The organism is Candidatus Aegiribacteria sp., from assembly GCA_021108005.1.
GTDB lineage: Bacteria > Fermentibacterota > Fermentibacteria > Fermentibacterales > JCC-6 > Aegiribacteria.
In genome coordinates this window covers 30,097-53,633 of the sequence record JAIORS010000169.1, presented here as the reverse complement: position 1 = coordinate 53,633, position 23,537 = coordinate 30,097, and the positions used below count along the sequence as shown (strand labels likewise).

At 44.7% G+C, this 23,537-nt stretch carries 24 protein-coding genes, 3 tRNA genes and 1 pseudogene; 20 read left to right on the top strand and 8 right to left on the bottom strand.

The features are described 5' to 3' along the window. Positions 1-195: 195 nt before the first annotated feature. Positions 196-486 (top strand): hypothetical protein, encoded by a 291-nt coding sequence (locus K8S15_10465; GenBank protein MCD4776454.1) that lies wholly within the window; start codon positions 196-198, stop codon positions 484-486. Between the two features lie 333 nt (positions 487-819). Here the strand turns inward: K8S15_10465 and K8S15_10460 are convergent, their stop codons facing one another. From K8S15_10460 to K8S15_10440, 5 genes are all read right to left on the bottom strand, one after another. Then, positions 820-1,542: a hypothetical protein gene (locus K8S15_10460; GenBank protein ID MCD4776453.1), complete on the bottom strand. Its 723-nt coding sequence runs from the start codon at positions 1,540-1,542 to the stop codon at positions 820-822. A gap of 56 nt (positions 1,543-1,598) precedes the next feature. Further along, positions 1,599-1,904, bottom strand: coding sequence for a DUF3892 domain-containing protein (locus tag K8S15_10455; protein ID MCD4776452.1), 306 nt, complete (start codon positions 1,902-1,904; stop codon positions 1,599-1,601). 61 nt (positions 1,905-1,965) lie between these two features. Further along, a complete protein-coding gene (locus K8S15_10450; GenBank protein MCD4776451.1) occupies positions 1,966-2,742 on the bottom strand; it encodes a hypothetical protein in 777 nt (258 codons plus the stop codon). 55 nt (positions 2,743-2,797) lie between these two features. Then, positions 2,798-3,040 carry a hypothetical protein gene (locus K8S15_10445; GenBank protein MCD4776450.1) on the bottom strand — a complete coding sequence of 81 codons (243 nt, stop codon included), beginning with the start codon at positions 3,038-3,040 and terminating at the stop codon, positions 2,798-2,800. 7 nt (positions 3,041-3,047) lie between these two features. Then, positions 3,048-3,767: a hypothetical protein gene (locus tag K8S15_10440; GenBank protein ID MCD4776449.1), complete on the bottom strand. Its 720-nt coding sequence runs from the start codon at positions 3,765-3,767 to the stop codon at positions 3,048-3,050. A gap of 153 nt (positions 3,768-3,920) precedes the next feature. Here K8S15_10440 and K8S15_10435 point away from each other — a divergent pair, with 153 nt between their 5' ends. The 5 genes and pseudogenes from K8S15_10435 to K8S15_10415 all read left to right on the top strand — a co-directional run bounded on the left by K8S15_10435 (position 3,921) and on the right by K8S15_10415 (position 7,984). Further along, a complete protein-coding gene (locus K8S15_10435) occupies positions 3,921-4,394 on the top strand; it encodes a helix-turn-helix domain-containing protein (GenBank protein MCD4776448.1) in 474 nt (157 codons plus the stop codon). 355 nt (positions 4,395-4,749) lie between these two features. Beyond that, a complete protein-coding gene (locus tag K8S15_10430) occupies positions 4,750-4,944 on the top strand; it encodes a hypothetical protein (GenBank protein MCD4776447.1) in 195 nt (64 codons plus the stop codon). A gap of 23 nt (positions 4,945-4,967) precedes the next feature. Next, a complete protein-coding gene (locus tag K8S15_10425; protein ID MCD4776446.1) occupies positions 4,968-6,287 on the top strand; it encodes a hypothetical protein in 1,320 nt (439 codons plus the stop codon). Between the two features lie 116 nt (positions 6,288-6,403). Continuing rightward, positions 6,404-6,892 (top strand): annotated as a pseudogene (locus K8S15_10420) (recombinase family protein). Positions 6,893-7,114: 222 nt separating this feature from the next. After that, positions 7,115-7,984: a recombinase family protein gene (locus tag K8S15_10415; protein ID MCD4776445.1), complete on the top strand. Its 870-nt coding sequence runs from the start codon at positions 7,115-7,117 to the stop codon at positions 7,982-7,984. Here the strand turns inward: K8S15_10415 and K8S15_10410 are convergent. The 3 genes from K8S15_10410 to K8S15_10400 form a co-directional block, all read right to left on the bottom strand. Continuing rightward, positions 7,943-8,019 (bottom strand) — tRNA-Arg (locus tag K8S15_10410). The genes K8S15_10415 and K8S15_10410 overlap by 42 nt on opposite strands. Before the next feature lie 54 nt (positions 8,020-8,073). Beyond that, positions 8,074-8,149, bottom strand: a tRNA-Lys gene (locus tag K8S15_10405). Between the two features lie 4 nt (positions 8,150-8,153). Continuing rightward, a tRNA-His gene (locus K8S15_10400) sits at positions 8,154-8,229 on the bottom strand. A 128-nt stretch (positions 8,230-8,357) separates the two neighbouring features. Between K8S15_10400 and nrdR the strand changes: the two genes are divergently transcribed. From nrdR to K8S15_10330, 14 genes are all read left to right on the top strand, one after another. Then, positions 8,358-8,813, top strand: a complete 456-nt coding sequence (gene nrdR, locus K8S15_10395; protein ID MCD4776444.1) for a transcriptional regulator NrdR — start codon at positions 8,358-8,360, stop codon at positions 8,811-8,813. A 52-nt stretch (positions 8,814-8,865) separates the two neighbouring features. Continuing rightward, positions 8,866-10,176 carry an electron transport complex subunit RsxC gene (gene rsxC, locus K8S15_10390; protein MCD4776443.1) on the top strand — a complete coding sequence of 437 codons (1,311 nt, stop codon included), beginning with the start codon at positions 8,866-8,868 and terminating at the stop codon, positions 10,174-10,176. A gap of 30 nt (positions 10,177-10,206) precedes the next feature. Next, complete coding sequence (locus K8S15_10385; GenBank protein MCD4776442.1) at positions 10,207-11,307, top strand: RnfABCDGE type electron transport complex subunit D; 1,101 nt, start codon at positions 10,207-10,209, stop codon at positions 11,305-11,307. Further along, a complete protein-coding gene (locus K8S15_10380) occupies positions 11,300-11,935 on the top strand; it encodes an RnfABCDGE type electron transport complex subunit G (protein ID MCD4776441.1) in 636 nt (211 codons plus the stop codon). The genes K8S15_10385 and K8S15_10380 overlap by 8 nt, the downstream gene beginning before the upstream one ends. Continuing rightward, entirely contained in the window at positions 11,932-12,540 is a 609-nt protein-coding gene (locus K8S15_10375) for an electron transport complex subunit E (protein ID MCD4776440.1), read from the top strand. The genes K8S15_10380 and K8S15_10375 overlap by 4 nt, the downstream gene beginning before the upstream one ends. Before the next feature lie 74 nt (positions 12,541-12,614). After that, a complete protein-coding gene (locus K8S15_10370) occupies positions 12,615-13,184 on the top strand; it encodes an electron transport complex protein RnfA (protein MCD4776439.1) in 570 nt (189 codons plus the stop codon). 13 nt (positions 13,185-13,197) lie between these two features. Next, positions 13,198-14,247, top strand: a complete 1,050-nt coding sequence (locus tag K8S15_10365) for an RnfABCDGE type electron transport complex subunit B (GenBank protein MCD4776438.1) — start codon at positions 13,198-13,200, stop codon at positions 14,245-14,247. After that, positions 14,244-15,638: an L-seryl-tRNA(Sec) selenium transferase gene (gene selA, locus K8S15_10360; protein ID MCD4776437.1), complete on the top strand. Its 1,395-nt coding sequence runs from the start codon at positions 14,244-14,246 to the stop codon at positions 15,636-15,638. The genes K8S15_10365 and selA overlap by 4 nt, the downstream gene beginning before the upstream one ends. After that, a complete protein-coding gene (gene selB / locus K8S15_10355) occupies positions 15,629-17,509 on the top strand; it encodes a selenocysteine-specific translation elongation factor (protein ID MCD4776436.1) in 1,881 nt (626 codons plus the stop codon). The genes selA and selB overlap by 10 nt, the downstream gene beginning before the upstream one ends. Before the next feature lie 69 nt (positions 17,510-17,578). Further along, positions 17,579-18,883: a UDP-glucose/GDP-mannose dehydrogenase family protein gene (locus tag K8S15_10350; GenBank protein ID MCD4776435.1), complete on the top strand. Its 1,305-nt coding sequence runs from the start codon at positions 17,579-17,581 to the stop codon at positions 18,881-18,883. Beyond that, a complete protein-coding gene (locus tag K8S15_10345; protein MCD4776434.1) occupies positions 18,880-20,193 on the top strand; it encodes a nucleotide sugar dehydrogenase in 1,314 nt (437 codons plus the stop codon). Before K8S15_10350 ends, K8S15_10345 begins: the two co-directional genes overlap by 4 nt. Continuing rightward, positions 20,190-20,618 carry a hypothetical protein gene (locus tag K8S15_10340; GenBank protein MCD4776433.1) on the top strand — a complete coding sequence of 143 codons (429 nt, stop codon included), beginning with the start codon at positions 20,190-20,192 and terminating at the stop codon, positions 20,616-20,618. The genes K8S15_10345 and K8S15_10340 overlap by 4 nt, the downstream gene beginning before the upstream one ends. Next, positions 20,597-22,846 carry a polysaccharide biosynthesis tyrosine autokinase gene (locus K8S15_10335; GenBank protein MCD4776432.1) on the top strand — a complete coding sequence of 750 codons (2,250 nt, stop codon included), beginning with the start codon at positions 20,597-20,599 and terminating at the stop codon, positions 22,844-22,846. Before K8S15_10340 ends, K8S15_10335 begins: the two co-directional genes overlap by 22 nt. Positions 22,847-23,093: 247 nt before the next feature. Continuing rightward, the gene (locus tag K8S15_10330; GenBank protein ID MCD4776431.1) at positions 23,094-23,534 is read left to right on the top strand and encodes a division/cell wall cluster transcriptional repressor MraZ; all 441 of its coding nucleotides are present in this window, start codon (positions 23,094-23,096) and stop codon (positions 23,532-23,534) included. Positions 23,535-23,537: the final 3 nt, after the last annotated feature.

Here is a 23,537-nt window from a genome sequence, read left to right as displayed (position 1 = left end):
TCAGAGCCTTATGTGCTTAAATTGGATAGGTGCCCCTGTTAATGGTGTAGAGCCGTCATTTTCGGAGAATTTCGAAAATTCTGGAATATGGTACCCCGTAGTAGACACTCTTAGAACTTTTTCCTTAGAAACGGGTATCGGGTATATTCTATTGTAATAGTCATTGAAAATATCACTGAACAGAAAGGAAAAACAATGTCTCAACAGTACAAGACACCAGCAAATGCTTTTTTTGCACAGTTAAATGATTTAATGGACAAGAATCCTGATGCATCAAAATTCCTTGTTTCTAAAAAAATGGCATCTGAGCTTGTTTCGATGAATAGAGATGATTGGATGGAAGCTGGTTGTACTCCTGCAACTGCTGGGGATAGACTTCGTCTTTTCACTGATTATGGCAACGAGGGCATCAATCATATGAGAATTGGTAGCATTTCATTCGAGTTAAGTAATGAGTTCGAACATCCAATAAAGGTTATCTCTTGAATACACTCCAGTTTGATGAGTTTGTACGTCTACCCCCGACGGGATTCCCTTCGACTCGTTTCACTCGCTCAGGATAAACTCACCAGTCAGATCTGCGATCTGAAGTCCGAATCCACAGCGCATTAAAGAAAACCGGAGAGGTGGTTCCCGCCGCTCCGTTTTCTTTGGTACCCGGTATTGGACACTTTCCGAACTTGTACCAATGTTGAAATTAGGGTTCTAGAATGATGAGATAGTGGACCGTAGTGGACGCTTTAACAACTAGTACGCTAGTTGACGCATCTCGAGATGAAATAGTTATTTCACGATGTAATCCATACAAATTATCTAGTGCTAATGTACAAGAGTGTTATTTTGAATATATGGAGCATCTCGTTTAGGGAAATATTCCCATGCGAAGTGTTCTGTATCAAGTAGATTTCTAGTAAGCGTCACACCACCATAACTGTAGAAATCATCAAAACTCGAAAATAGTCTCCAAGATAAATTCGAAGTGTTTGGATTGAGGAATGCCCCTGCAATTGGAATTACGTTAAATTGGGGTACTCCATATTGCCCGACCAGTAAAACTTCAAGCGCAATTATCCTATTTGCCAGATTAAAGCCAAATCCAGTATAGCCTGGATTATTGATGGATGGCCCAAGAATAGCATTATCATCAATGAGTTGCTCTAGTCTAAATACCAGTTTTTCTCCAGGTTTGATAGAAAACGGAGGTAACTGGACCTGCTGGTACTGCACATTCCAGTAAAATCCAGCGAACTCACAAAAGTTAAGGAAAAAAGGTAAGACAAACTTCGTACTTAGGACAACTTCTGTTCGATTACCATTATTAGTAAATGTGAGATCGCAGGCAAGAATATTCGTTATTGTGCTATCATTCTCTATAGTTGTGTGAGTGATATAACTAAAACCGGATGTTAGTAAAGAAAGTTCGCGATCTTCCAGAAAATATGGAAAGTAAATCCCAGCTATTATTGACACTACTAATGCTAGTATGGACATTCCCAGCGACCAGTTTGCCCTTGATTCAGTTTTATTAGGAACTTCTGACATGTTTTTCCAGACTATTTTACTCTACATAATCTCAATAGGAACTGAACCCTCTTCTTTTAGAATTCAGGAAGTTCTCCAAGGTTATCTTCCTTGATACTATTCGCATTTGTTCGGAGATAATAGTTATTATCAATTCTTACAGCTTGAACCTTTGCTCCTTTATTCCAATTTTCACCATCATAAGTCATGGTAATTATATCCCTGAAGAAGTCTGTGATCTTTATTCTAGTCTCTTCCTTTGTCCAAGTTTCAGGAGATCCAAAATGACTAGAGAGATCTCTTCTCACCTTAAGATGTGAAATTTCTTTGCGTGAATTTCCATATCTAATTGCAACTATACAATAATCAGCCCATTCACCCATTGTCTGCCCCTTCCTTATATGAATTAATAGTTATGCTTTGTAATCTGCTAAAGAACTCAAATTACTTGAATTTTGGCCATGGTATTGCAAGAGTATCAGCTTCACCTCCGACGTATTGTTCATTTCTTGGTTTATATGCCTGAAAATACGCTCCATACATGAGAATTGAAAATCGGACTTGTTTCTCCCAATCTTCAATATTCCGGGGTAATACAAAATCAGAATCAGGATGTACTGAGCATAGACCTTTATATGCTTGCTTGACTGCTTGTTCAAGTATATTAAAGGCCATATAGTCAAAGCCCTGATGAAACCAAAATGGATTGAATTGCTTAGCTAGTACACAAAGATAATCCTGTATTTCTAAATCCGATACTTCTCTTTTCCTCATTTCTACAGCGAAACCATCCACACAGTAGAATTCTCTCGTAAACTCAAGGTAATTGAATCTACCAAGCCTTTTCACATTAGCTATATGCCATATCTGAGGAATATAACCCCACTCTGAATATTCATAACCTCCTAGATGAACAATAAGTGGTGGATTAGTAGAATAATTATCCTCTAAATATTGCTTCTCGATTTGATCCCTTAGATGCTCTGCTATTTCTGATAATCTCATTCTGTTTGTAAATTGTGAAAGTTGGCTATCTAACCATTTTTTTATGTCTAATCCCCCCAATCTTGCAACTCCAACATACCCAAACAGAACATCTTCCCGGGGCCACTTGAATATTTTTATTTCTTTATTTGGATCATCTTGATTGGGAATGTCAACATTTTGATCAGCACCAAAGACAATACCGCAATCTAGAAGTTCTACAATAAGTATTGACACTTACTATCCTTACATTTTGCTATCGAATGAATACTGAGCCTTTGAGGCAGAAGTATTATTCTTTATCTGATGAATTAGAGTTTTCTTCAGATTTTCTTACAGCAAATATTACTTTAGTGGAATTTTCATTGGTTTTCACACTTGCAGTAACAATTCTTCCATGCCTATCAATGGGTGCTATACTAGCAATGGGTTCTGGAGAATCACTAGTTGATGATGCTGTTTCTGAAGTTGAAGTATCACTTGATGAAGTTTCCATCGAAGCTTCATTACTTGAGTTTGTTTTCTTCGCAGTCATTCTATCCTCACATTCTAGATATTAATCCACTTAACCATGAACATAATAGCAAAGTTATTCCAAAGGCTAGACGATGCCAAGCCCGTGAAAAGGAAAGAAGTAGACTCTCATTTAAGCTCTCTCTTACATAGATACACTGCCAATCAAGATAAATTCTTCTTGTGCAGAACTCCCGCAAATCAAAAGATTCATCCAGATTCTTTTCTTTTTCATCTTGGTTCGTACTTTTTTTGTTCTTTAGTCGAAGAGCATTCTCTATTTTAATGTCAGAAAACACTATTGGTTTAAGAGCATCTAGAGCCCACCAAATTGCATATATCAGAAACACTGCTGCTAGACTTGCTGATGCTAAGCTAATAATTGGCGTAATAACACCTTGCCACAAAGACACTGAAGTAACTTCAATTGGGAATATACCACCAAGGAATGTGGCTATAATCCATCCAATAACGCCTAATGCAACAAAAGATGCAGTTAACACAAGATGAGCCTTCTTTGTAGCTGATTGTGTTCTCGAAACCTCTCTTTTATGCAGAGATTCAACCAAGGCTGCTGCAGCTTTAGTCCATTCCGGATGATTTCTAATCCATTGTTCTGTGTATGATTCACACGGATATTTCTCAAAAAATTCTTCCTCAAGGCGTAACACATTCTTCTCACCATACCTAATAATTCTAGGTTTCCTTGATGAGCCTATTTGAGTTCCTCCTTCGATTACTTCATTCACTTAGTACTCATGAACTGTACATCCATTAAATGTCGTGTTACTCAGATTCTGTAACATAACTATAGTCTAAGTCAATGCTGTATTCCGCACTTGACAAGAGAATATGTGTTCAGTAGATACTGAACAGAGAAAGATGTCAGAAAGGATTTTGCTTTGACTCTAATGGAATTCAAACCCGATTTCGGTATTCGAATAAGGGAGCTTCGCCATCGTGAAGGTGATATGAGCCTTCGCGAGCTCGCAAGAAGAGTCGGCATTAGTCCTTCTTATCTTTCTCAAATCGAGCAGGGGAAGCTCCCTCCTCCTTCTAACATCTTTCTTATTACTCACCTTGCTCAGGAACTAAATGAAGATCCCATTAAGCTTGCTAGATTAGCCAGAAGACCTACTCATTCACTTTCAGATCTTCTCAGTGATCATCCTGAAATCCCAAAACTGTTAGCAGAATCATTCATTGGTCTTAAACAGAAAAGTATTATGGATGTACTTGTTTTGCCCTGCTTACAAATACTTATCGCTGATGAATATGGAAAACTCCTTGATGAGACAGAAGATGAAGAGATTTCCATGCTTACGGAGCAAGTTAAGGAAATTCACATGTCGTTGAGAAATGGAAAGCGAACATGATGAGTTTTTTTACCTCATGTGTTCAGTGGGTACTGTACATAAATGAATTGCGATACCTATGCACATAGACAGTAAGAACAAGCAGTACCTGGAATGTTCAGAGAAGATGCTTGAATGTCTATTGGATTGTGCGAAATATGGCTATGGAAAGATTGTTATAAAAGCGAGGGTAACGAGCAAGAATAAGAGAGAAGTCAACATTGAGTATGGACGAAATTACAGGTTCCTGATTTCGGTAAATGAAATCAATGAAGTAAAAGCGATTCCCGCCATGGGAGCGTTGAAGCAAGAATATAATGAATAAGCATAGCTATCAGAGCCATTCTGAAGTGTATATACGAGGGATGGTTCTCAAATGTCCAGCAAAGAAAAGACTACTATGAATGCACTTCATTTCTGGCAGGTTCGTTCCTTAAAACAACTTTCCGAGGAAGATGCACGTGAAACTTCTGAAACTCTGTTCAATTTTGTACAGATCTTGCTTGATTGGAATAGAGAGGATGCTCTTCAACAATACGAAGATCTCCCGACTAAGAAGGGAGCATACTAATAAGCTTATATACAAATCCAGGTGTGTCTATTGCATCAAAGGCTTCAATCTATGAGCAATCAAGGGAATACTTACTTAACCTTGAGGTGAAATTCTCCAAATGGGTGTACTTGAATGATCCGCTTACACTGAGAATCGTTTTAGCTACGTTCATAGGGAATTACCTTGAAGGTGCTCCTGTATGGCTTCTAATTGTCTCTTCTCCTTCAAGTGGTAAAACAGAAATACTAAATATGCTTCGGGATCTCAATGATGTTTTTGAGATTGGTACTTTTACAAAAGCAGCATTGCTTTCTGGAACTCCTAAGAGAGAGGTTGCGAAAAATGCAAAAGGCGGTCTTCTCAAGGAAATTGGTGATTTTGGGATTCTCATATGTAAGGATTTTACTAGTGTTCTTTCAATGAACAATGAAACTCGATTAGAAAGTTTTGCAGCTCTTAGAGATATCTATGACGGTCGCATGAGAAGAGCATTTGGAACAGATGGGGGATGGCATACCGTCTGGGAAGGCAAGATCGGCTTCATCGGGGCGGTAACTCAGAAGATCGACTCTCAACATGAAGCAATGAGTTCAATGGGTGAACGCTTCACAATGTTCAGAATCAAAACCGATTTAGCGACTTCGATTGAACAGGCCAGAATGGTTTTGAGTAGAGAATGCAAAAAGAGTCTCGTCAGAAATACTCTTAGGAATATGACGAAGACTCTAGTAGATCATGTTCTTGAATTCAAATATGAACCTGAAGTCGACGATTTCATTCGAGAGCGAATTGCATTACTCGCTTCCTTGGTTACCTGTGCTAGAAGTACGATAGAGAGAGATGGTTATAAGAGAGAAATTACACACATTCATCATATAGAAGCTTCTCCAAGATTTGCCCAAGCATTGATGAGTCTTTTCAAGGGTTCAATTCTTATTGGATGTAATGTCCAAGAAGCTTGGGAACTGGCTCATGAAGTTGGATTATCTTCGATGCCGGAACTTAGGAGAAGAGTTATTTGGAGTATATGCGAGAACGGAGAAATGGATCTGAAGGGACTAGTAACAGTTATTGGTCATCCAAATACTACTGTAAGACGAGTATGTGAAGATTTGGTATCACATCGAATTCTTACAGAGACAAAGCAAAGCAAGAGGAGCGTTTGGTTTTTGACTGAGGATGTAAGAGAACTTATTGATGTCATTGACCAACCAATTGAAGATATAGATGTAACCTTTCCCGAAAAGTCTGAATCACCCTCTATTACTAACACCGCAAACACACATCAGATAAATCGGGAAAGTAAGATTTTACACCCAGGAGATAGAGCTATTAATGATATTGCTTCATCAGCTATTTAGAGGTTGGGATAAGCTATTCGAGCATTGGAATTCTGTTGAATGCTTTCTGAAAGGCTCTTTGAAAGCCTTGAAGAAAGCAGAAAACAGATAGGTTTAGAGATTGAAGAGGTGAAAGCATGGAAAACAAGAGATTAAGAGCAGAAAAGGTACATGGCAGAAGGATTCAAGCAGTCCTTTACGTCCGTGTATCATCCAAGGATCAAGAGCGTGAAGGTTATTCTATACCTGCTCAAAAGAGGTTGATCAGGGAGTATGCTAAGAACAACCGTTTCTCTATAGCAAGAGTCTTCGAAGATGTTGAAACTGCTAAACAAGCAGGTAGAACGCAATTCAATGCTATGCTTTCATACCTTAAAGAGAATGATAACTGCAAGACCGTTTTAGTTGAAAAGACCGACAGGCTCTACCGTAACATCAAAGACTGGGTAACTATTGATGAACTTGAACTGGAAATACACCTGGTTAAGGAGAATACGATCATCTCCTCTGAGTCGAGATCTTCAGCGAAATTCATGCATGGTATTCGAGTATTAATGGCAAAGCAATTCGTTGATAACCTTTCTGAGGAAGTCACTAAAGGAATGCAACAGAAAGCTCGACAGGGTTTATGGCCTTCATATGCTCCTGTTGGTTATCTGAATGCAGTTTCACGAAGTGGCAAGAAGATCATTCAACCAGATCCAGATAGAGCTGCAATCATCAGGATGCTATTTGAGAAATACTCCGAAGGTGATTGCTCAGTATCTGAACTGTCAAAGATTGCCAGAGATGCGGGATTGAATCAACGAGGATCTGGAAATCCTCTTGCCCGATCTGCAATACATAAAATGCTCAAGAACAAAATCTACTATGGTGATTTTGACTGGAACGAAGTCACCTATTCAGGCAAACATCAACCAATCGTTTCCAGACAACTTTGGCAGAAGGTTCAAGATACTATGCTAGACCGCAATTCCAGCAAGATAAGACGAATGAAGCATGATTTTGCGTTTTCAAGGCTATTAAGATGCGGTCATTGTGGCTGCATGATGACTGGAGAGCTAAAGAAGGGCAAATACATCTATTACCATTGCACAGGATACAAGGGTAAGTGTAATGAGCCGTATACAAGAGAAACGGTCTTAGATAGCCTATTCTGTGATTTCCTGGGGCTTTTGGAGTTCAATCAAGAGGTAATAGACTTTCTCAGAGATAATTACTTGGAAATGAGTAAGAAGAAACGAAGCTACAGGAAAAAAGCTATATCAATTCTTCAAGCTGAGTACGATAAACTCCAGGTGAAGCTGGATACAATGTATGAAGATAAGCTTGAAGGTATCATTACTCCTCAGATGTTCAATGAGAAATCACAGATATGCAGGAATCAAATGGAGGATATCTTCTCAGCTATCGTCAAACATGAATCTGAAGATCCTGCAGAGTTTGAGCGAAGTGTTGATCTTCTCGAACTTATCAGAAATGCCCGTACTACGTACTCTAAGAGAGATAGTTCAGAGAAAAGAAGACTTCTTAATAATCTACTTTCGAACTGCCTTTGGAAAGGTGGAAATCTCTCGGTAGAATTCCGACATCCGTATGATATGATTGTAGATACAAACCGAGTCTATGAAGCAAAGAAGGCTGAAGGAAATGATTCCAACAGCCTTTTTGAACTTTGGTACGCCCGACAGGATTCGAACCTGTGGCCTGCGGATTAGAAGTCCGCTGCTCTATCCAGCTGAGCTACGGGCGCACTGTTTTTATGTATGTGTTGCCGCGGGGCACTAGACCCCGCGGCTCTGTTCTCTGGTACGCCCCCCGGGAATCGAACCCGGAACCTACGGATTAAGAGTCCGTTGCTCTGCCAATTGAGCTAGGAGCGCATTGTGGGGTGGGAGACCGGACTTGAACCGGCGACCACCTGATCCACAATCAGGGGCTCTACCAACTGAACTACTCCCACCATTGGAACCCGCTGATTCTATTGATAACGGTGTACCTCGTCAAGGATATTTACTATTATTCTGGATACTTGTACAGTCTGACATATGTGAATCCTGTATTTTCTAAAACAATGTCTGGAGTTCATAAATGAAATGTCCCCGATGCTCAAGCATGGATGACAGAGTAATTGATTCCCGTACGGTAAGGGATGGAGAGGCCACAAGAAGAAGGCGGGAGTGCGCCGAATGTGGGTATCGCTTCACAACTTACGAGTATATCGAGAAGTCTTTTCCTGTTGTGGTGAAGAACGACGGCAGGAGGGAGTCCTTCGATCGGAAGAAGCTTGAGAAGGGAATTGACAGGGCCTGCGAGAAAAGGCCTGTTGCCGCGGAAGATCTGCGGGACCTGGTCGACCGGACAATCGCACGGGTAACGGATGAGTTCCAGGAGGAAGTTACGGTGAAATTTATTGGTGAATGTGTAATGGAGCTTCTTCACGAGGTTGATCAGGTTGCTTATGTCAGATTCGCAAGTGTTTACAGGAAATTCAAGGATGTTTCACAATTTAAAGAAGAACTTGACAGGTTACTGAAGGAAGAATAAGTCGGACCTATCTCATTTCTATTTATAGAGTTAGAATTATTAGGGGAGGCACATGACCAAAGCCAGAACATTCAGGGGGGGAACCCATCCCCAGGGCAATAAGAATCTATCATCGGGACAATCGATAAAAAGATTGCCTGCTCCGGAAATTGTTCGAGTGCCGTTATGCCAGCATCTTGGAGCACCATCGAAACCCTCGGTTTCCAAAGGAGACAAAGTAATCAGGGGACAGGAGATAGGTACTCAGAACGGCTTTATTAGTTTACCAACGCATTCACCTGTGAACGGTACGGTTAAGTCTATTGAGGAATTCCCCATGCCACACAGAAGAACCGGTCCTGTAGTAGTCATCGAGACAGAATCGGAAGATGGAGGACAGGTTTTCAAGAAGTGGGACGATTACAGAAAGCATTCACCCGCTGAGATAATTGAGCGGATCAAAATGGCCGGTATCTGCGGTATGGGGGGAGCAAGTTTTCCTACTTACGTGAAGCTGTCTCCACCTCCCGATAAGAATATTGATACACTTATTATTAACGGGGTGGAGTGTGAGCCATACCTTACTGCCGACCAAAGGCTCATGCTTGAGAATCCTGACGATATAATTCTTGGAATGGAAATACTGTCTTACGCGCTCGGAGTAGAAAAATGCTTGATAGGTATTGAGATCAACAAGCCCGATGCTATAAGGATCATGGAGGAAAAGGGATGCGATGTTCTTCCGCTGAAAGTCAGCTATCCCCAGGGGGCTGAGAAGCAGCTCATCGATGCCGCCATCGGCAGGGAAGTTCCTGCCGGAGGGCTTCCTCTTGATGTGGGAGTAGTAGTACAGAATGTTGGAACGGCGGCCGCAGTTGCAAAAGCTGTAAGGGACGGTGAACCCTCTCTTCGAAGGATAGTAACGGTAACAGGTAGAGGTGTTGAATCACCGGCCAATTACGATGTATGTGTGGGTACGCTTTTCTCTGACCTCATCGAAGAATCCGGTGGCTACACTGAAAACGTTGAGAGACTGATAAGTGGTGGACCGATGATGGGCATCTCGCTTTATACCGATGGCGTTCCTGTAACAAAGGGAACCAGTGGTGTTCTAGCACTGATCGGAGCAGAAGTAAGAGATGTTACTGAAAGCCCATGTATTAGTTGCGGTAAGTGCATGGATGCATGCCCGTTAAGGCTTGCACCAAGCATGATAGCATCGGCAGCTGAAAACGAGAAATGGGATCTTGCCAGGAAATACGGAGCGCTGAATTGCATGGCGTGCGGTACATGCAGTTATGTGTGTCCAGCCGGAAGATACCTTGTTCATTACATTAAGAGAGCCCAGGAAGCTATAAGGGCAAACAGGGGAAAGGAGGCGTAAATGGCACAGACCAGACGATTTGAGCTGGCGATGTCACCCCATGTGGGTTCAGCTCAGACTACAAGGAAAGTAATGTTCGATGTGATTATTGCGCTTCTTCCAGCGCTTGCTGCCGCAACCTGGTTCTTCGGGCCCAGAGCGTTGCTGATCGTATTTATCAGTGCCGCAGCCGCAGTACTGTCAGAGTATCTATGCCTGAAATTCATGAAGAGACCTGTCAATTTCGCACTGGACGGCAGTGCAATTGTAACAGGCATGCTGCTTGCTTACAACCTTCCGCCGGGGGTTCCATTCTGGCTTCCGGTAATAGGTACCGCTTTTGCCATAGTGGTTGGCAAACAGGCTTTCGGGGGGCTTGGACAAAATATCGTGAACCCTGCTCTGCTTGGAAGGGCTTTCCTCATGGCGAGTTTTCCAATCCTCATGACAGCCGGATGGACTGCGCCGGAGGCCTGGAGAAGCAGTGCTGACAATACGTGGGAGACAACTGGTATCGTTCAGGTAGAATGGAATTCAATTCCCGATGCGGATGCTATATCAGGTGCCACTCCCCTGAATATTCTCAAGCAATCTTTCGATCTGGATTCAAGTGCTGAGAATTATCATCGGGAAGGGGATACCGCAGAGGCTGAATACCTTGAGAGAAAGGCTGCGAGTATTCGCAGTGCTCTATCCGACAACTCCACATATATGAATCTTCTGATCGGGAGAAGGGGAGGCTGTCTGGGAGAGACTTCAGTGCTCCTCCTTCTGCTTGGAGGTATCTATCTTGTCATGAGAGGGGTTCTTGAACTCAGACTGCCCATCAGTTACCTTGGAACCGTGGCGGTTTTTGCCTGGGTGTTCGGTGGCAGCGGCTGGTTCAACGGAGACCCTCTTTTCCACGTTCTTGCCGGTGGAGTCGTGCTCGGGGGAATTTTCATGGTTTCCGATATGGTGACAACCCCGGTGACATCCAGGGGAAGAATTATCTTCGGCATTGGCGCAGGATTGATAACTATGGTGATAAGAAGATGGGGTGGATACCCGGAAGGATGTTCATACTCGATACTGCTTATGAATCTGCTTACGCCACTGATCGATAGATATACGCTGCCAAAGGAATTCGGGGAGGTGAAAGAGAATGGCTGAGATGCTTAAAGTCGGTCTGGTTCTGATGCTGGTCGCCCTTGTTGCGGCAGCGGCATTAGGGCTTGTAAACAGCAGGACTGCACCAATCATAGCTGTACAAAAAGAACTGGAAAAACAGAACGCGATGAATGAAGTAGCTGGAAATCTCAGTCCCGGCGACAGCCTGGCTTTTGATTCCCTTCTCATAGCCGGACTTGAAAATCCATATACGATCTGCGACAATACACTGAATGTCGTGAAAGTTTCCGTACCGCCCGATACTTCAAGAGTGGGTTACGTATTCATCGCCTATGGAAAGGGTTATTCAAGTACTGTACAGACCATGGTGGCAGTGGAGCTTGATGGAAGTATTTTCAGCACAACAATCCTCTATCAACAGGAGACTCCAGGTCTGGGAGCCAATGTTGAAAACCCATCGAAACTCATCGATAAGTTCACTGGGTTAACTGCATCGGGATGTCTTCTCACAAAGGACGGAGGCGGAATCGATGCCATGACGGGCTGCACGATCACCTCCAGAGCTGTAACAAATTCGGTAAGAACCGGTCTTGAGGCAATGAGCGAAGCCGGTCTTTTCAACTCTGCTGATGGCGCAGCGCAACCTGTCGGGGAAGGAGGTGCGGAATGAGCCTCGCAAGAGACCTGACCAATGGGATATACCGTGAAAACCCCGTTTTCAAGCTTGCGCTGGGCATGTGTCCCTTCCTTGCGGTTACAACTTCCGTTGAAAACGCTCTTGGAATGGGAGCGGCAGCAACATTCGTGCTGATATGCTCCAACTTCCTTGTATCTCTTTTCCGTAATGTTATTCCCTCAAAGGTAAGAATTCCGTGCTATATAGTAATTATCGCAACTTTCGTTACTCTGGTTGATATGATAATGAACGCGTACCTTCCGGACCTGCACAAAAGCCTGGGGATATTCATTCCTTTGATTGTGGTGAACTGTATAATACTCGGCAGGGCGGAAGGTTACGCCAACAGGCACCCTGTTATTAACTCAATTGCCGACGCAGTTGGAATGGGTATAGGATTCACCCTGGCAATGGTTATTCTGGCTTCATTCCGTGAGCTGCTTGGAAACGGAACATGGCTGAATATCAATGTTCTTGGAACAGCCTATCAGAATCAGCCACTGCTTATTGCAATACTTGCTCCCGGAGCGTTCATTCTTCTCTGTTTCATTCTGGGGTTTTTCAATATTCTTGAAAAACGAAAAGGAGGTCGTCAGTAATGAATTCAACAGTACTGCTTACAACCCTTCTGGCGGCACCTGATTCGGGCAGCCAGGGGTTCGATCTCGGAAAGATGATGGCCATAATAATCGCTTCCATTTTCGTGAACAACTTCGTACTTTCAAGATTCCTGGGAATCTGTCCGTTTCTAGGCGTATCTAAACAGCTGGATTCTGCCATTGGCATGGGGGCTGCGGTAATATTCGTAATGACACTGGCAACTCTGGGCTCCTGGACGGTTTACAATCTTCTTCTGGTTCCAATGGAACTGACCTATCTCAGTACCATTGCCTTCATACTGATTATCGCGTCCCTGGTGCAGCTGGTAGAGATGATACTGCAGAAATTCAGTCCCGCTCTTTACAAGGCTCTGGGGATATTCCTTCCCTTGATTACAACCAATTGCGCAATTCTTGGAGTTGCGGTTCTCAATATCGATGAGAAATACAGCCTTGGGTATTCACTTGTTAATGCTATAGCGGCGGGAATAGGGTTTACACTTGCTCTGATTCTGATGGCTGGTCTCAGGCAGAAGCTCGAGATGGCAGATGTTCCTCCTGCTCTCAAGGGGAAACCTGTCGCGTTTCTTGTGGCAGGAATAATGTCCATCGCCTTCCTCGGTTTTGCCGGACTGGGGGGATGAGATGCATATCCAGATGCTCGTTACAGAAATACTGATTGGACAGGAATCACTGGCTGAGTCAATTGGCAACCCGGCAATAGTGCTTGGTGCGATGGGGCTCATATTTGGACTGGGGCTTGCTTTTGCCGCTCGAAAACTGGCGGTTTCTCGGGATCCTCTGGTTGAAAAGATCAACTGTATTCTACCGGGCGCAAACTGCGGGGGATGCGGTTTTCCCGGTTGCATGCAGTTCGCGGAGGCCGTGGCAAAGGGCGATGCACCAGCTGATGGCTGTGTTGCCGCCAGCGCTGAGATGAATCAACAGGTTGCCGATGCTGTTGGAAAGGAAATATCTGAAAGCGTAAGGCTGATAGCTCTTGTTCACTGCAACGGTGGCCATTCCGCCAGAGACGAATTCGAGTATCATGGTCCGGGGAATTGCGTTTCCGCTGCAATGATCATGGGTGGCCAGAAGACGTGTTCATACGGCTGTCTTGGATTCGGTGACTGCGCAATCGTCTGTCCCTTCAATGCCATTGAAATGGGGGAGAACGGTTTACCTGTTGTCGACAAAGTTAAATGCACCGGATGTGGCAAGTGCATCGACGCGTGTCCGATGCATATTATAGAACTCTGGCCTCTGGATCACGAAGTGGTGATTGCCTGCTCAAGTCTTGATAAAGGTGGTTTTGCAAGAAAAGCCTGTACCATGGCATGTATAGGATGCCGGAAATGTGAAAAAGCCTGCCCTGTTGATGCTATTACAGTTGATGATTTCCTCGCGGTGATCGATCCGGAGAAGTGTATTAATTGCGGTCTTTGTGCTTCGGAATGTCCCACCGGCGCAATAATCGACAATGCCACTGCAAGACCAAAGGCATATATCGACAGCAGCTGTATAGGTTGCACTCTTTGTACTAAAGTATGTCCTGTGGATGCCATAGAAGGAGAACTGAAGGAAAGACATGTAGTAAACAGCGATAAATGTATTGGTTGCGGACTCTGTGTCCCCAAATGTCCGAAAAATTCAATAAACCTGATAGGAGCCAAATCCTATCAGCAGAATAGAGAATTCCAGGTATGACAGAGAAAGAACTCAATAAATTATTAAGAGAATTACCCGCAGTACATGAACTTGCGGAAGAATTGGCCGGTGAGACTCAAAGCGGGGCACCGGCAGCGATCCGGAAGGCTTGTAGAAGTGCCCTTGAAAAAGCACGAACAGAAATACTTGAAGGCGCGAATCCTCCAACTCCTGAGAAGTTGAAGGAACTTGCAGTTATTGAACTGCATATGATTACTACTTCAAGCATGAAGAATGTCATCAACGCGACGGGCATTATCCTTCACACCGCCATAGGAAGAGCTTGTCTTCCTGACAGCGCGGTGGAAGCGGTAACCAGAGTAGCTCAAGGTTACAGTGTTCTCCAGTGGGACTGCGAGACAGGAAGAAGGGGACACCGCGACATACATACGGAGAAGCTCATCTGTGAACTTGCGGGATCGGAAGCGGCCACTATCGCTAACAACAATGCGGGAGCTACTCTTCTTGTACTCTCGGCCCTTGCGAGGGGCAGGGAAGTAATAGTGTCCCGAGGACAGCTGGTTGAAATCGGGGGTTCATTCAGGATTCCTGAAGTTATGAAGCAGAGCGGTGCAATCATGAACGAAGTGGGTTGCACCAACCGAACCCATCTTTGGGATTACCGTGATGCTGTAAATGAGAATACAGCCATCATTCTGCGTGTTCATCCTTCCAACTACAGGATAAGAGGTTTTACCGGAGAGGTTCCCCTTGAACAGCTGGTTGAACTTGGAGGCGAATTCGGTATTCCCGTAGTGGATGATCTCGGCGCAGGTTCGTACATCGATCTTTCGAATTTTGGTCTTCCGTCGGAACCAACTGTTTGCAGCAGCATCAAGGCAGGTGCCGCGGTTGTTACAAGTTCCGGGGATAAACTCATAGGCGGTCCACAGGCCGGAATAATCACAGGTAAGAAGGAGTACATTCAGAAGATTAAAAAACATCCTCTTGCCAGGGCTCTCAGGGTGGGGAAACTCACAATAGCCGCACTTGAGGCGTCTTTGATACTGTTCAGAGAGGATATTGAATACCTTGTTCATAATCACCCTCTATATAGAATGTTTTCAGTTTCTGTTATAGAACTCCGGAAGAAAGCTGATGAATTTCTATCCCTTCTGAACCTGCCTGGTTCATGTTCTACAACCGTTATGGAATCGGACAGTTTTATAGGAAGCGGTTCGTTGCCCGATCATGCCATTCCTTCAATCTGCGCGGGTTTGAAGAGTCCGGATAACGAAGCTCTGGCCAGAAAGCTGCGGCTTGGAAATCCGGCTGTTGCTTCGAGAATTGAAGATGGATTCATCAAACTCGATATGAGAACCATTCAGCCCGGTGAACTGGAGCAGCTTGCTTCGCTGGTGAATTCTACTGCGCAGGAGTTATGGGCGTAATTGTAGGTACCGCTGGTCATATTGACCATGGAAAGAGCCAGCTCGTTAAATACTTGACTGGAAGCGATCCCGATAGACTTAAAGAAGAGAAGGAGCGAGGCATTACCATCGAACTTGGGTATGTGTTCATGCCCACTCCGGATGGCGGCGTCATATCCTTTATTGATGTTCCGGGACACGAGAAATTCATCCGGCAAATGGTTGCCGGGACAGCTACAGTCGACTGTTTCCTCCTTGTTATCGCGGCCGATGAGGGAATAATGCCTCAGACAAGAGAACATCTTGATATTCTCCGGCTTCTTGGTGTTGATAATGGTATTGTTGCCCTGACGAAATGCGATCTTGTTGGCGATGAAATGCAGGAACTGGTTGTATCCGAAATTGAGGAGTATTTCGAAAATTCAGTTTTCCGGGGAACCCCTGTTTTTAGAGTTTCATCGATAACGGGCCAGGGGATGGAAGAACTCAGAGGAGCTCTTCTAAGGCTTACGGAAGAAACATCTCACAGGCAGTCGCATGGGAAATTCAGACTGGACATAGACAGGGTTTTCGTACTTGAAGGATTCGGGACCATCATTGGCGGAACGGCCATTTCCGGCAGTGTATCGGTAGGAGATGAAATCGAACTACAGCCCGGCGGGAAAAAATACCGAGTCCGTTCAATGAGAGTGAACGCGAACAGCGAAGTGAAGACAGGAGCGGCCGGTGACAGGATTGCGCTGAACCTTGTCGGTCTTCGCAAAGATGATGTTCACAGGGGATCCTGTGTGGCGGAACCCGGTTTTCTCCAGGTGAAAGGGAGCCTTGACACCAGTCTTACAATGCTGGAAACAGCTGAGCCCCTTAAAAGGTATCAGCGCGTAAGACTTCATGCCGGAACAGCTGAGGTAATGGCCCGCGCAGTTCCCGTTGAAACTGATGTGATAAGCCCGGGAATAACAGGATACGTTCACTTTCAGCTTGAAACACCGTTGGTGGCACTTCCAGGTGATAAATTCGTTGTAAGGAATTATTCACCGGTTATTACGATTGGCGGCGGTACAATTCTTGAAACCGGTACACATAAAGTAAGAAAAAAATACGCTCTTGAAAGAACTTCTCATCTTGAAGCACTGGAATCAGGTGATATTGAGAGCATTCTGGAAGAGATGCTTGATGATTCCGGTATCAACGGTATTACAGCTGAAAATGCGGAGAAGAGAACCTCGCTTGCCCTGGATGATATTCGGAACACACTTCTGGAAATGGGCCAGAAAGGGACAGTTGAACTTCTAATTGATAGTTCAGCCCATCATGTGGTGCGAAAAATCCACTTTGATGAAGCCTGCGGAAAGCTTCTGTCACATCTTGCGGAACACCATGAAATAAATCCGGTAAGCCCCGGACTGCAGCTGTCTGAACCATCGAGAATCCTATCTGAATATCCTCATTGGTTTGTGAAAGCAGTGCTGAACAGGCTGATAGAGTCTGGAGAACTTGAGAGAAGGGATGACTGGTTCGCGCTTTCCGCTCATGAAAGAGAAATCCCGCAAAAATATACCGCAGCTGTTAATGACGTGATCTCAAAGGTTGAAAAAGGTGAGAACCGGGGAACCAGCATCGAAGATATTCAGGACTCCTTGCTGGCCGGGGCTCTTATTGAACGTGGGCTACTGCATAAACTTGCTGACAATATTTTGATTTCGTCTGAAAACGCGGGAGTACAGATCCGTAAGATAAATGAAATGTACGGAGAAAACGGTTTTACTCTTGGGGAATTGAGGGATTTCCTGGGTGTTTCAAGGAAAACCGCTCTGAGGTGGGCAGAATTCTTTGACGGCCTTGGCTGGACGGTAAGAAAAGGCGAAAGAAGAATCTGCAGGGAATATTAGTTTACAGTACACATATTTTATTATATGGTTACCAGTCCCTGACAACAACGGAAACTTACTGGAGGAAAAATGCACATTGCAGTTGTGGGAAGCGGTTACGTAGGACTTGTCGCTGCAACCTGTCTTTCGGAGATGGGTAACGATGTTATCTGCGTAGACAACAACATAGAAAAGATAAGTAATTTAAATAAAGGTATAATCCCCATTTATGAACCCGGACTAAGATCCATGATAGAGCGTAACACTGTAGAGAATCGACTTGTTTTTACAACTGATATCTCGCAGGCTGTGAAAAAGAGTTCCATTGTTTTTATTGCTGTGGGAACACCTCCTGATGAAGATGGTTCAGCGGATCTTAAACATGTACTGGCTGTTGCTTCGGATATAGCGAAGTACATGGATGGATCCAGAATTGTTGTGAATAAAAGCACTGTCCCGGTCGGAACCGCTGACCGTGTCTATGCGCAGATTCGGAAGGGAACTGAGTATGCTGTGCACGTGGTCAGTAATCCTGAATTTCTGAAGGAGGGTTCGGCCATAGATGATTTCATGAAACCCGATCGAGTGGTGATAGGTACCGATTCCTCAGAAGTCGCGGAAGTAATGAAAGAACTGTACTCCCCCTTTGTCAGAACGAATAACCCGGTTTTAGTCATGAGCAACAGAAGCGCTGAAATGACGAAATACGTCGCCAACAGTCTCCTTGCGACCAGGATCTCATTTATGAACGAAATTGCCAATATGTGTGACTCCGTTGGCGCGGACGTTCATGATATCAGAATTGGAATTGGATCCGACAGAAGAATTGGCTCCAGTTTTCTGTTTCCCGGGGCCGGATTCGGTGGTTCCTGCTTCCCCAAGGATATCAGGGCACTCCAGAAAACAGCGATTGAAAATGGTGTCGAACTGAGAGTTCTAAAAGCTGTGACTGATGTTAATATGGATCAGAAGAAGCTTCTTGTCAGGAAAGTTAAAGACCACTTCGGCGATGATCTGAACGGCATCACAATTGGGGTTTGGGGAATCTCCTTCAAACCGAATACGGATGATATCAGGGAGGCTCCGGCTCTTACCGTTATTAAAGGATTGCTTGAAAATGGAGCAACTGTTGCGGTCTACGATCCTCAGGCAATTGAAAACGTTTCGGGCGTACTTGGTAATTCGGTAAGATACGCATCATCAGTGTATGATGCGGTAACGGGAGCCGACGCCATGGTTCTTGTTACAGAATGGACGGAATTCAGAGAGCCTGATTTCCCGAGAATGACTGAGATAATGCGAAAACCTGTTATTTTCGATGGCAGAAATGTGTTCAACCCTATCAAATTGAAAAATCTTGGATTTACTTACTATGGAATCGGGAGAAATGTATGAAATTCACTGACAGACTGAACGGCTCTGAATATCCATCCGTTGCAATTATTGGCCTTGGTTATGTCGGGCTTCCGCTGGCTCTGGAATTCGTTCAGGGAGGATGCAGGGTTGCTGGTATTGATGTTGATCCGGAGAAGCCCAGGCTTATTGGCGAGGGCAGAAGTTACCTGAAGACCATCCCATCTGAGCGGATCTCCGCTGCTGTTGAAACCGGCAGGATAGAATGTACAACTGATTTCTCGCAAATGAAGGATTCGGATGCCGTTATCATCTGTGTTCCCACCCCTCTTGGTAAATCCAGAGAACCCGATCTCAGTTTCGTTACCAGTACCGGTAGAGAAATTTCCAAATATTTGCAGCCCGGCCAGCTTATTGTGCTCGAATCGACAACATACCCGGGTACAACCAGGGAACAGCTTGTGCCGATCCTGGAAGAAAGCGGCCTCAAGGCCGGAGAGGATTTCTTCGTTGCGTTTTCTCCCGAGAGGGAGGATCCCGGTAACAAGACATACAACACAAGGACAATACCGAAACTCGTTGGCGCATTAACTCCCGAAGGTTCAGTGGCTGCGAAGATGGTCTACTCCTTTGCGGTTGATGATGTTGTTACCGTCAGTTCTCCAGAGGTTGCCGAGATGGCGAAGATAACCGAGAATACCTACAGGGCCGTAAACATCGCCCTTGTAAATGAGCTGAAAATGCTCGCTTCAAGGATGGGTGTTGATATTTGGGAAGTCATTGAGGCTGCTTCAACGAAACCCTTCGGCTTCACCCCGTTTTTCCCCGGGCCGGGACTTGGGGGGCACTGCATTCCAATCGATCCCTTCTACCTGACCTGGAAAGCACATCAGTTCGGAATGCCTACACGTTTTATCGAATTGGCAGGGGAGGTCAACACCGCAATGCCCACCTTCGTTGTCTCGATAATAACGAAGGCTCTTAATGACAGGCAGAAAAGCGTAAACGGAAGCAGGATACTAATCCTTGGCATGGCATACAAACCTGATATAGATGATATTCGAGAGACTCCGGCTCTCAAGGTTATGGACGAACTCCTCGAAATGGGAGCGGTAGTTGATTACAACGATCCCTATGTCGGGAGTATCGGTGAAACAAGACAGACTCAACGCAGGCCTGTTTCGGTAGAACTTACCGAGGATACTCTCAATAGATACGATTGTGCTATAATCATTACAAATCATTCTTGTTATGATTATCAGTGGATAGTTGACAATTCATCCCTTATTATTGATACAAGAAACGCATGTTCAGAGATAACGGGTGGTAAGGAGAAAGTAGTTAAGGCATGAGAATTTCCGCTGTTCTTGTGATTACAGTTGTTTTTATTCTTTACGCTTCCGGGCTTGAGAGATATACAGTTCCCGGAGTTGAGACTGATGAAGTCCTAATGAGTATTCACGTATGGGGAGAGGTGAGAAGTCCCGGCACGCACCTTGTTCCCGTTGAAGCTGATCTGATAGTAGGTATATCCGTTGCGGGAGGACCTACGTCACAGGCGAAACTCAGCGATGTAAGAATAATTTACGAAGACAGCGAAATAAGATACAATCTCGATCACTTCCTGGATGCTGAGGGCGACCCCATTCCGGTTCTTGAACCTGGAGCCACAATACACATACCTACCAACAGTTTCGAGTGGTGGAAAACCGCAATTGATTTCTCATACAAGATTATTGTTGCGGTGAATCTGATATGGATAATGACAGACCGATGAATGACAGTACTTTCCAGGAAGAACGGGAATCTATAAACATATCGGAATACCTGTGGCTTCTTTATCATAACAAATGGCTCGTTCTGGGATTCCTGATAGTTTCCATAACTGCGAGTATCTGGATAACTTCAAGAACGAGGCCCGTATACAGATCATCAGCCACATTTATTTACGATCTCAGCAGTAACATGACACAGACTCTCAATATGTCGAGTGTGCTCTGGTTCGAAATGGATCCCAAGCGGAACAACCAGATACAGATCATACACAGCAGAAGCATGGCCGAGGCGGTAGCTGATTCTATTATGAGATCTCCGAATACGGATAGTCTGTTGGCTATCATTTACGGTGACCTGGGGATACCGCAGAACAATCTGAGGGGTTCACTTATTGGATTGGCCAGGGGGAGCATCTCAGTCAGCAATATGAAGGATACGGATTTTTTCATTCTTTCAGCGACCGGTTATTCTCCCGTTGCCGCAGCCACAATGGCCAACCTTGTTGTCCAGACCTACTACAGGAAGAATCTTGCCGATGAACGGGGTGAGAACACAATAGTCAAGGAATTCCTTGCTGAACAGCTTGACATTATTTCATTGGAACTCGCTGAATCTGAGGATTCTCTGACCGTGTTCAAAGAGGAATATGGAATAGTAAGCCTGAGTACCGAAACAGCTCAGATCGTAAGAAACCTGTCCACCTTCGAGACCGCTGCAGCCACATCAAGGACGGAGCAGGGAGCGCTGCAGGCACAGAAGGTTTATTACTCAGATCAGCTCGAGATTGGCCGCGCGGGTTTCGCGGAGGATATCACATGTATGAATTCCACTTTTATCGCGCAGCTTGAACGGGATATAGCGACTCTAGAATCATCCAGGGCTTCGCTGATTGCCAGAGGCAGTTCAGAGAATGACAATGTTATCATGGATATGGACAGTCAAATCTCCACCAGAAGGGAAGCTCTTACACGGGCACTTGAAGAAGCTGCTTACAGTCAGTATCCCAACGATCCAGCCCAATCTCTTCAGGGAATTGTATCAGATCTGGTAACGGTTGAATCGCAGCTCAGAGCTGAGAGAATCAGAGAATCTGTTCTGAGAAGTATCATACTGGATCTTGAAGACAGCATATCGATTCTTCCCGAATTGGAACTGAGACTTACCAGGCTTGAGAGAAACTGGACGGTAAGCGAGAATATCTACCTGCTGCTTCGAACCAAATTCGAAGAAGTCAGGATTGCCGAGGCAGGTCAGATAGGTAATGTAACAATCGTAGATACCGCTCTTCCCGGCGGCATGATCAAGCCTAATAAAAAGCGAAATCTGATACTCGGAATATTCGCGGGACTTGCCGCGGGAATCGGGTTCATTTTCCTGAAGGAGCAACTGGATTCTTCTATTAAAAATCCCGAGGATATTGAGAATCTTGGCATTCCTGTTATAGGTGTTATTCCGAAGGTTCACAAATCCGATGTTACGCTTCACGGAGGTGAACAGGGGCTGATAATGATAACCGCTCCAAGGCAGGCCGCCAGCGAGGCGTACAGAGATCTCAGAACAAGCCTCCGTTTCAGCGCAGCCGAGAAGGGGATTCATTCGATTCTTGTCACCAGCGCAGGCCCAAGGGAGGGGAAATCCACTACAGCCGGTAACCTTGCTGTGGCTTTTGCTCAGACCGGAGCCAGGATTTTACTGGTGGATACTGATCTGAGGCGTCCCGTGATGCATAAAATCTTCGGCCTTGAGCGGGAACCAGGGTTTTCGGAAGCGATAGCTGGTGTTGTTCCTATAGAAGAAGCTGTTAAAGCCACAGGTGTTGAAAATCTATCTGTTCTTACATGCGGATATATACCGCATAATCCCTCAGAATTGCTCGGTAGCAAAAGATTCAGGAATTTCCTGGCGAGGCTCCGAGAATCATTCGACATGGTTATTCTTGATAGTCCCCCGGTTGCGGTTGTAACCGATCCCATTGTGCTGAGCCCTGAAGTGGATGCTACGCTTATGGTTGTGGGTGTGAAGAAGATCGATCGTAAAGTGCTGAAATCAGCGTGGGAGAAACTTCAGAGAGGATCCGGCTACTGCGCAGGTGCCGTTCTGAATCAATTCGATCCCATAAATATTTACACCTCGTATAGCTACTACACTTACAGGTATCACTATTACTATCAGGATGAATCAAGGAAAAAGCGCCGTATAAAAGACCTTACCAGGAAGAAATCTGAGTAACGACCTGTGGTTCTGCAGGCTTACTGAATCGGTATTTCCAGTCCGCCAAAAACATCGTACAATGTATCTTCATTAGAAGCAGGAATCCACACACACATTCAGTGTAACCAATTCCATCTATAAAATATTATGTAACAACATTATAGAAGAGTAATATATCTCAACGTCGAGTTTATGTGGGATACTATCCCATAGAATGGGTTGACAGTGGGAAATTGTGGGATAGAATTGGACTGGAGGATAACGTATGAGCGAATACACAGGAAAGCATTTACATACGCTTGATGATAAGGGCCGGGTAAGTGTACCCGCTCAGTTCCGAAGGCAGCTGCCCAAAGAAGGTCTCTTCATTGGGAAGGGTATGGAAGGAAGCCTCATTCTTTATCCGCCGGAGAAGTGGCAGAAGGTCAGAGATGCGCTTGCATCACTTTCCAGAAACAGCAGAAGGAACAGAGACATCATTCGCGAGTTCTCCCAGTACATTCGACCTGTGAATATAGATGGCCAGGGCAGGATTACTATTCCTTCCGATTTGATCGAAGTTTCCGGGATAACACACGAAGTCGTTTTCATAGGTTTTCTTGACTCAATCGAACTCTGGGCTGCCCAGCGTTATGCCGGACGGAAAGAGGAACAGGTATCCTCTCTGGAAGAAGCAATTGAGGAAATCGATATAGACATTTACTGAGTT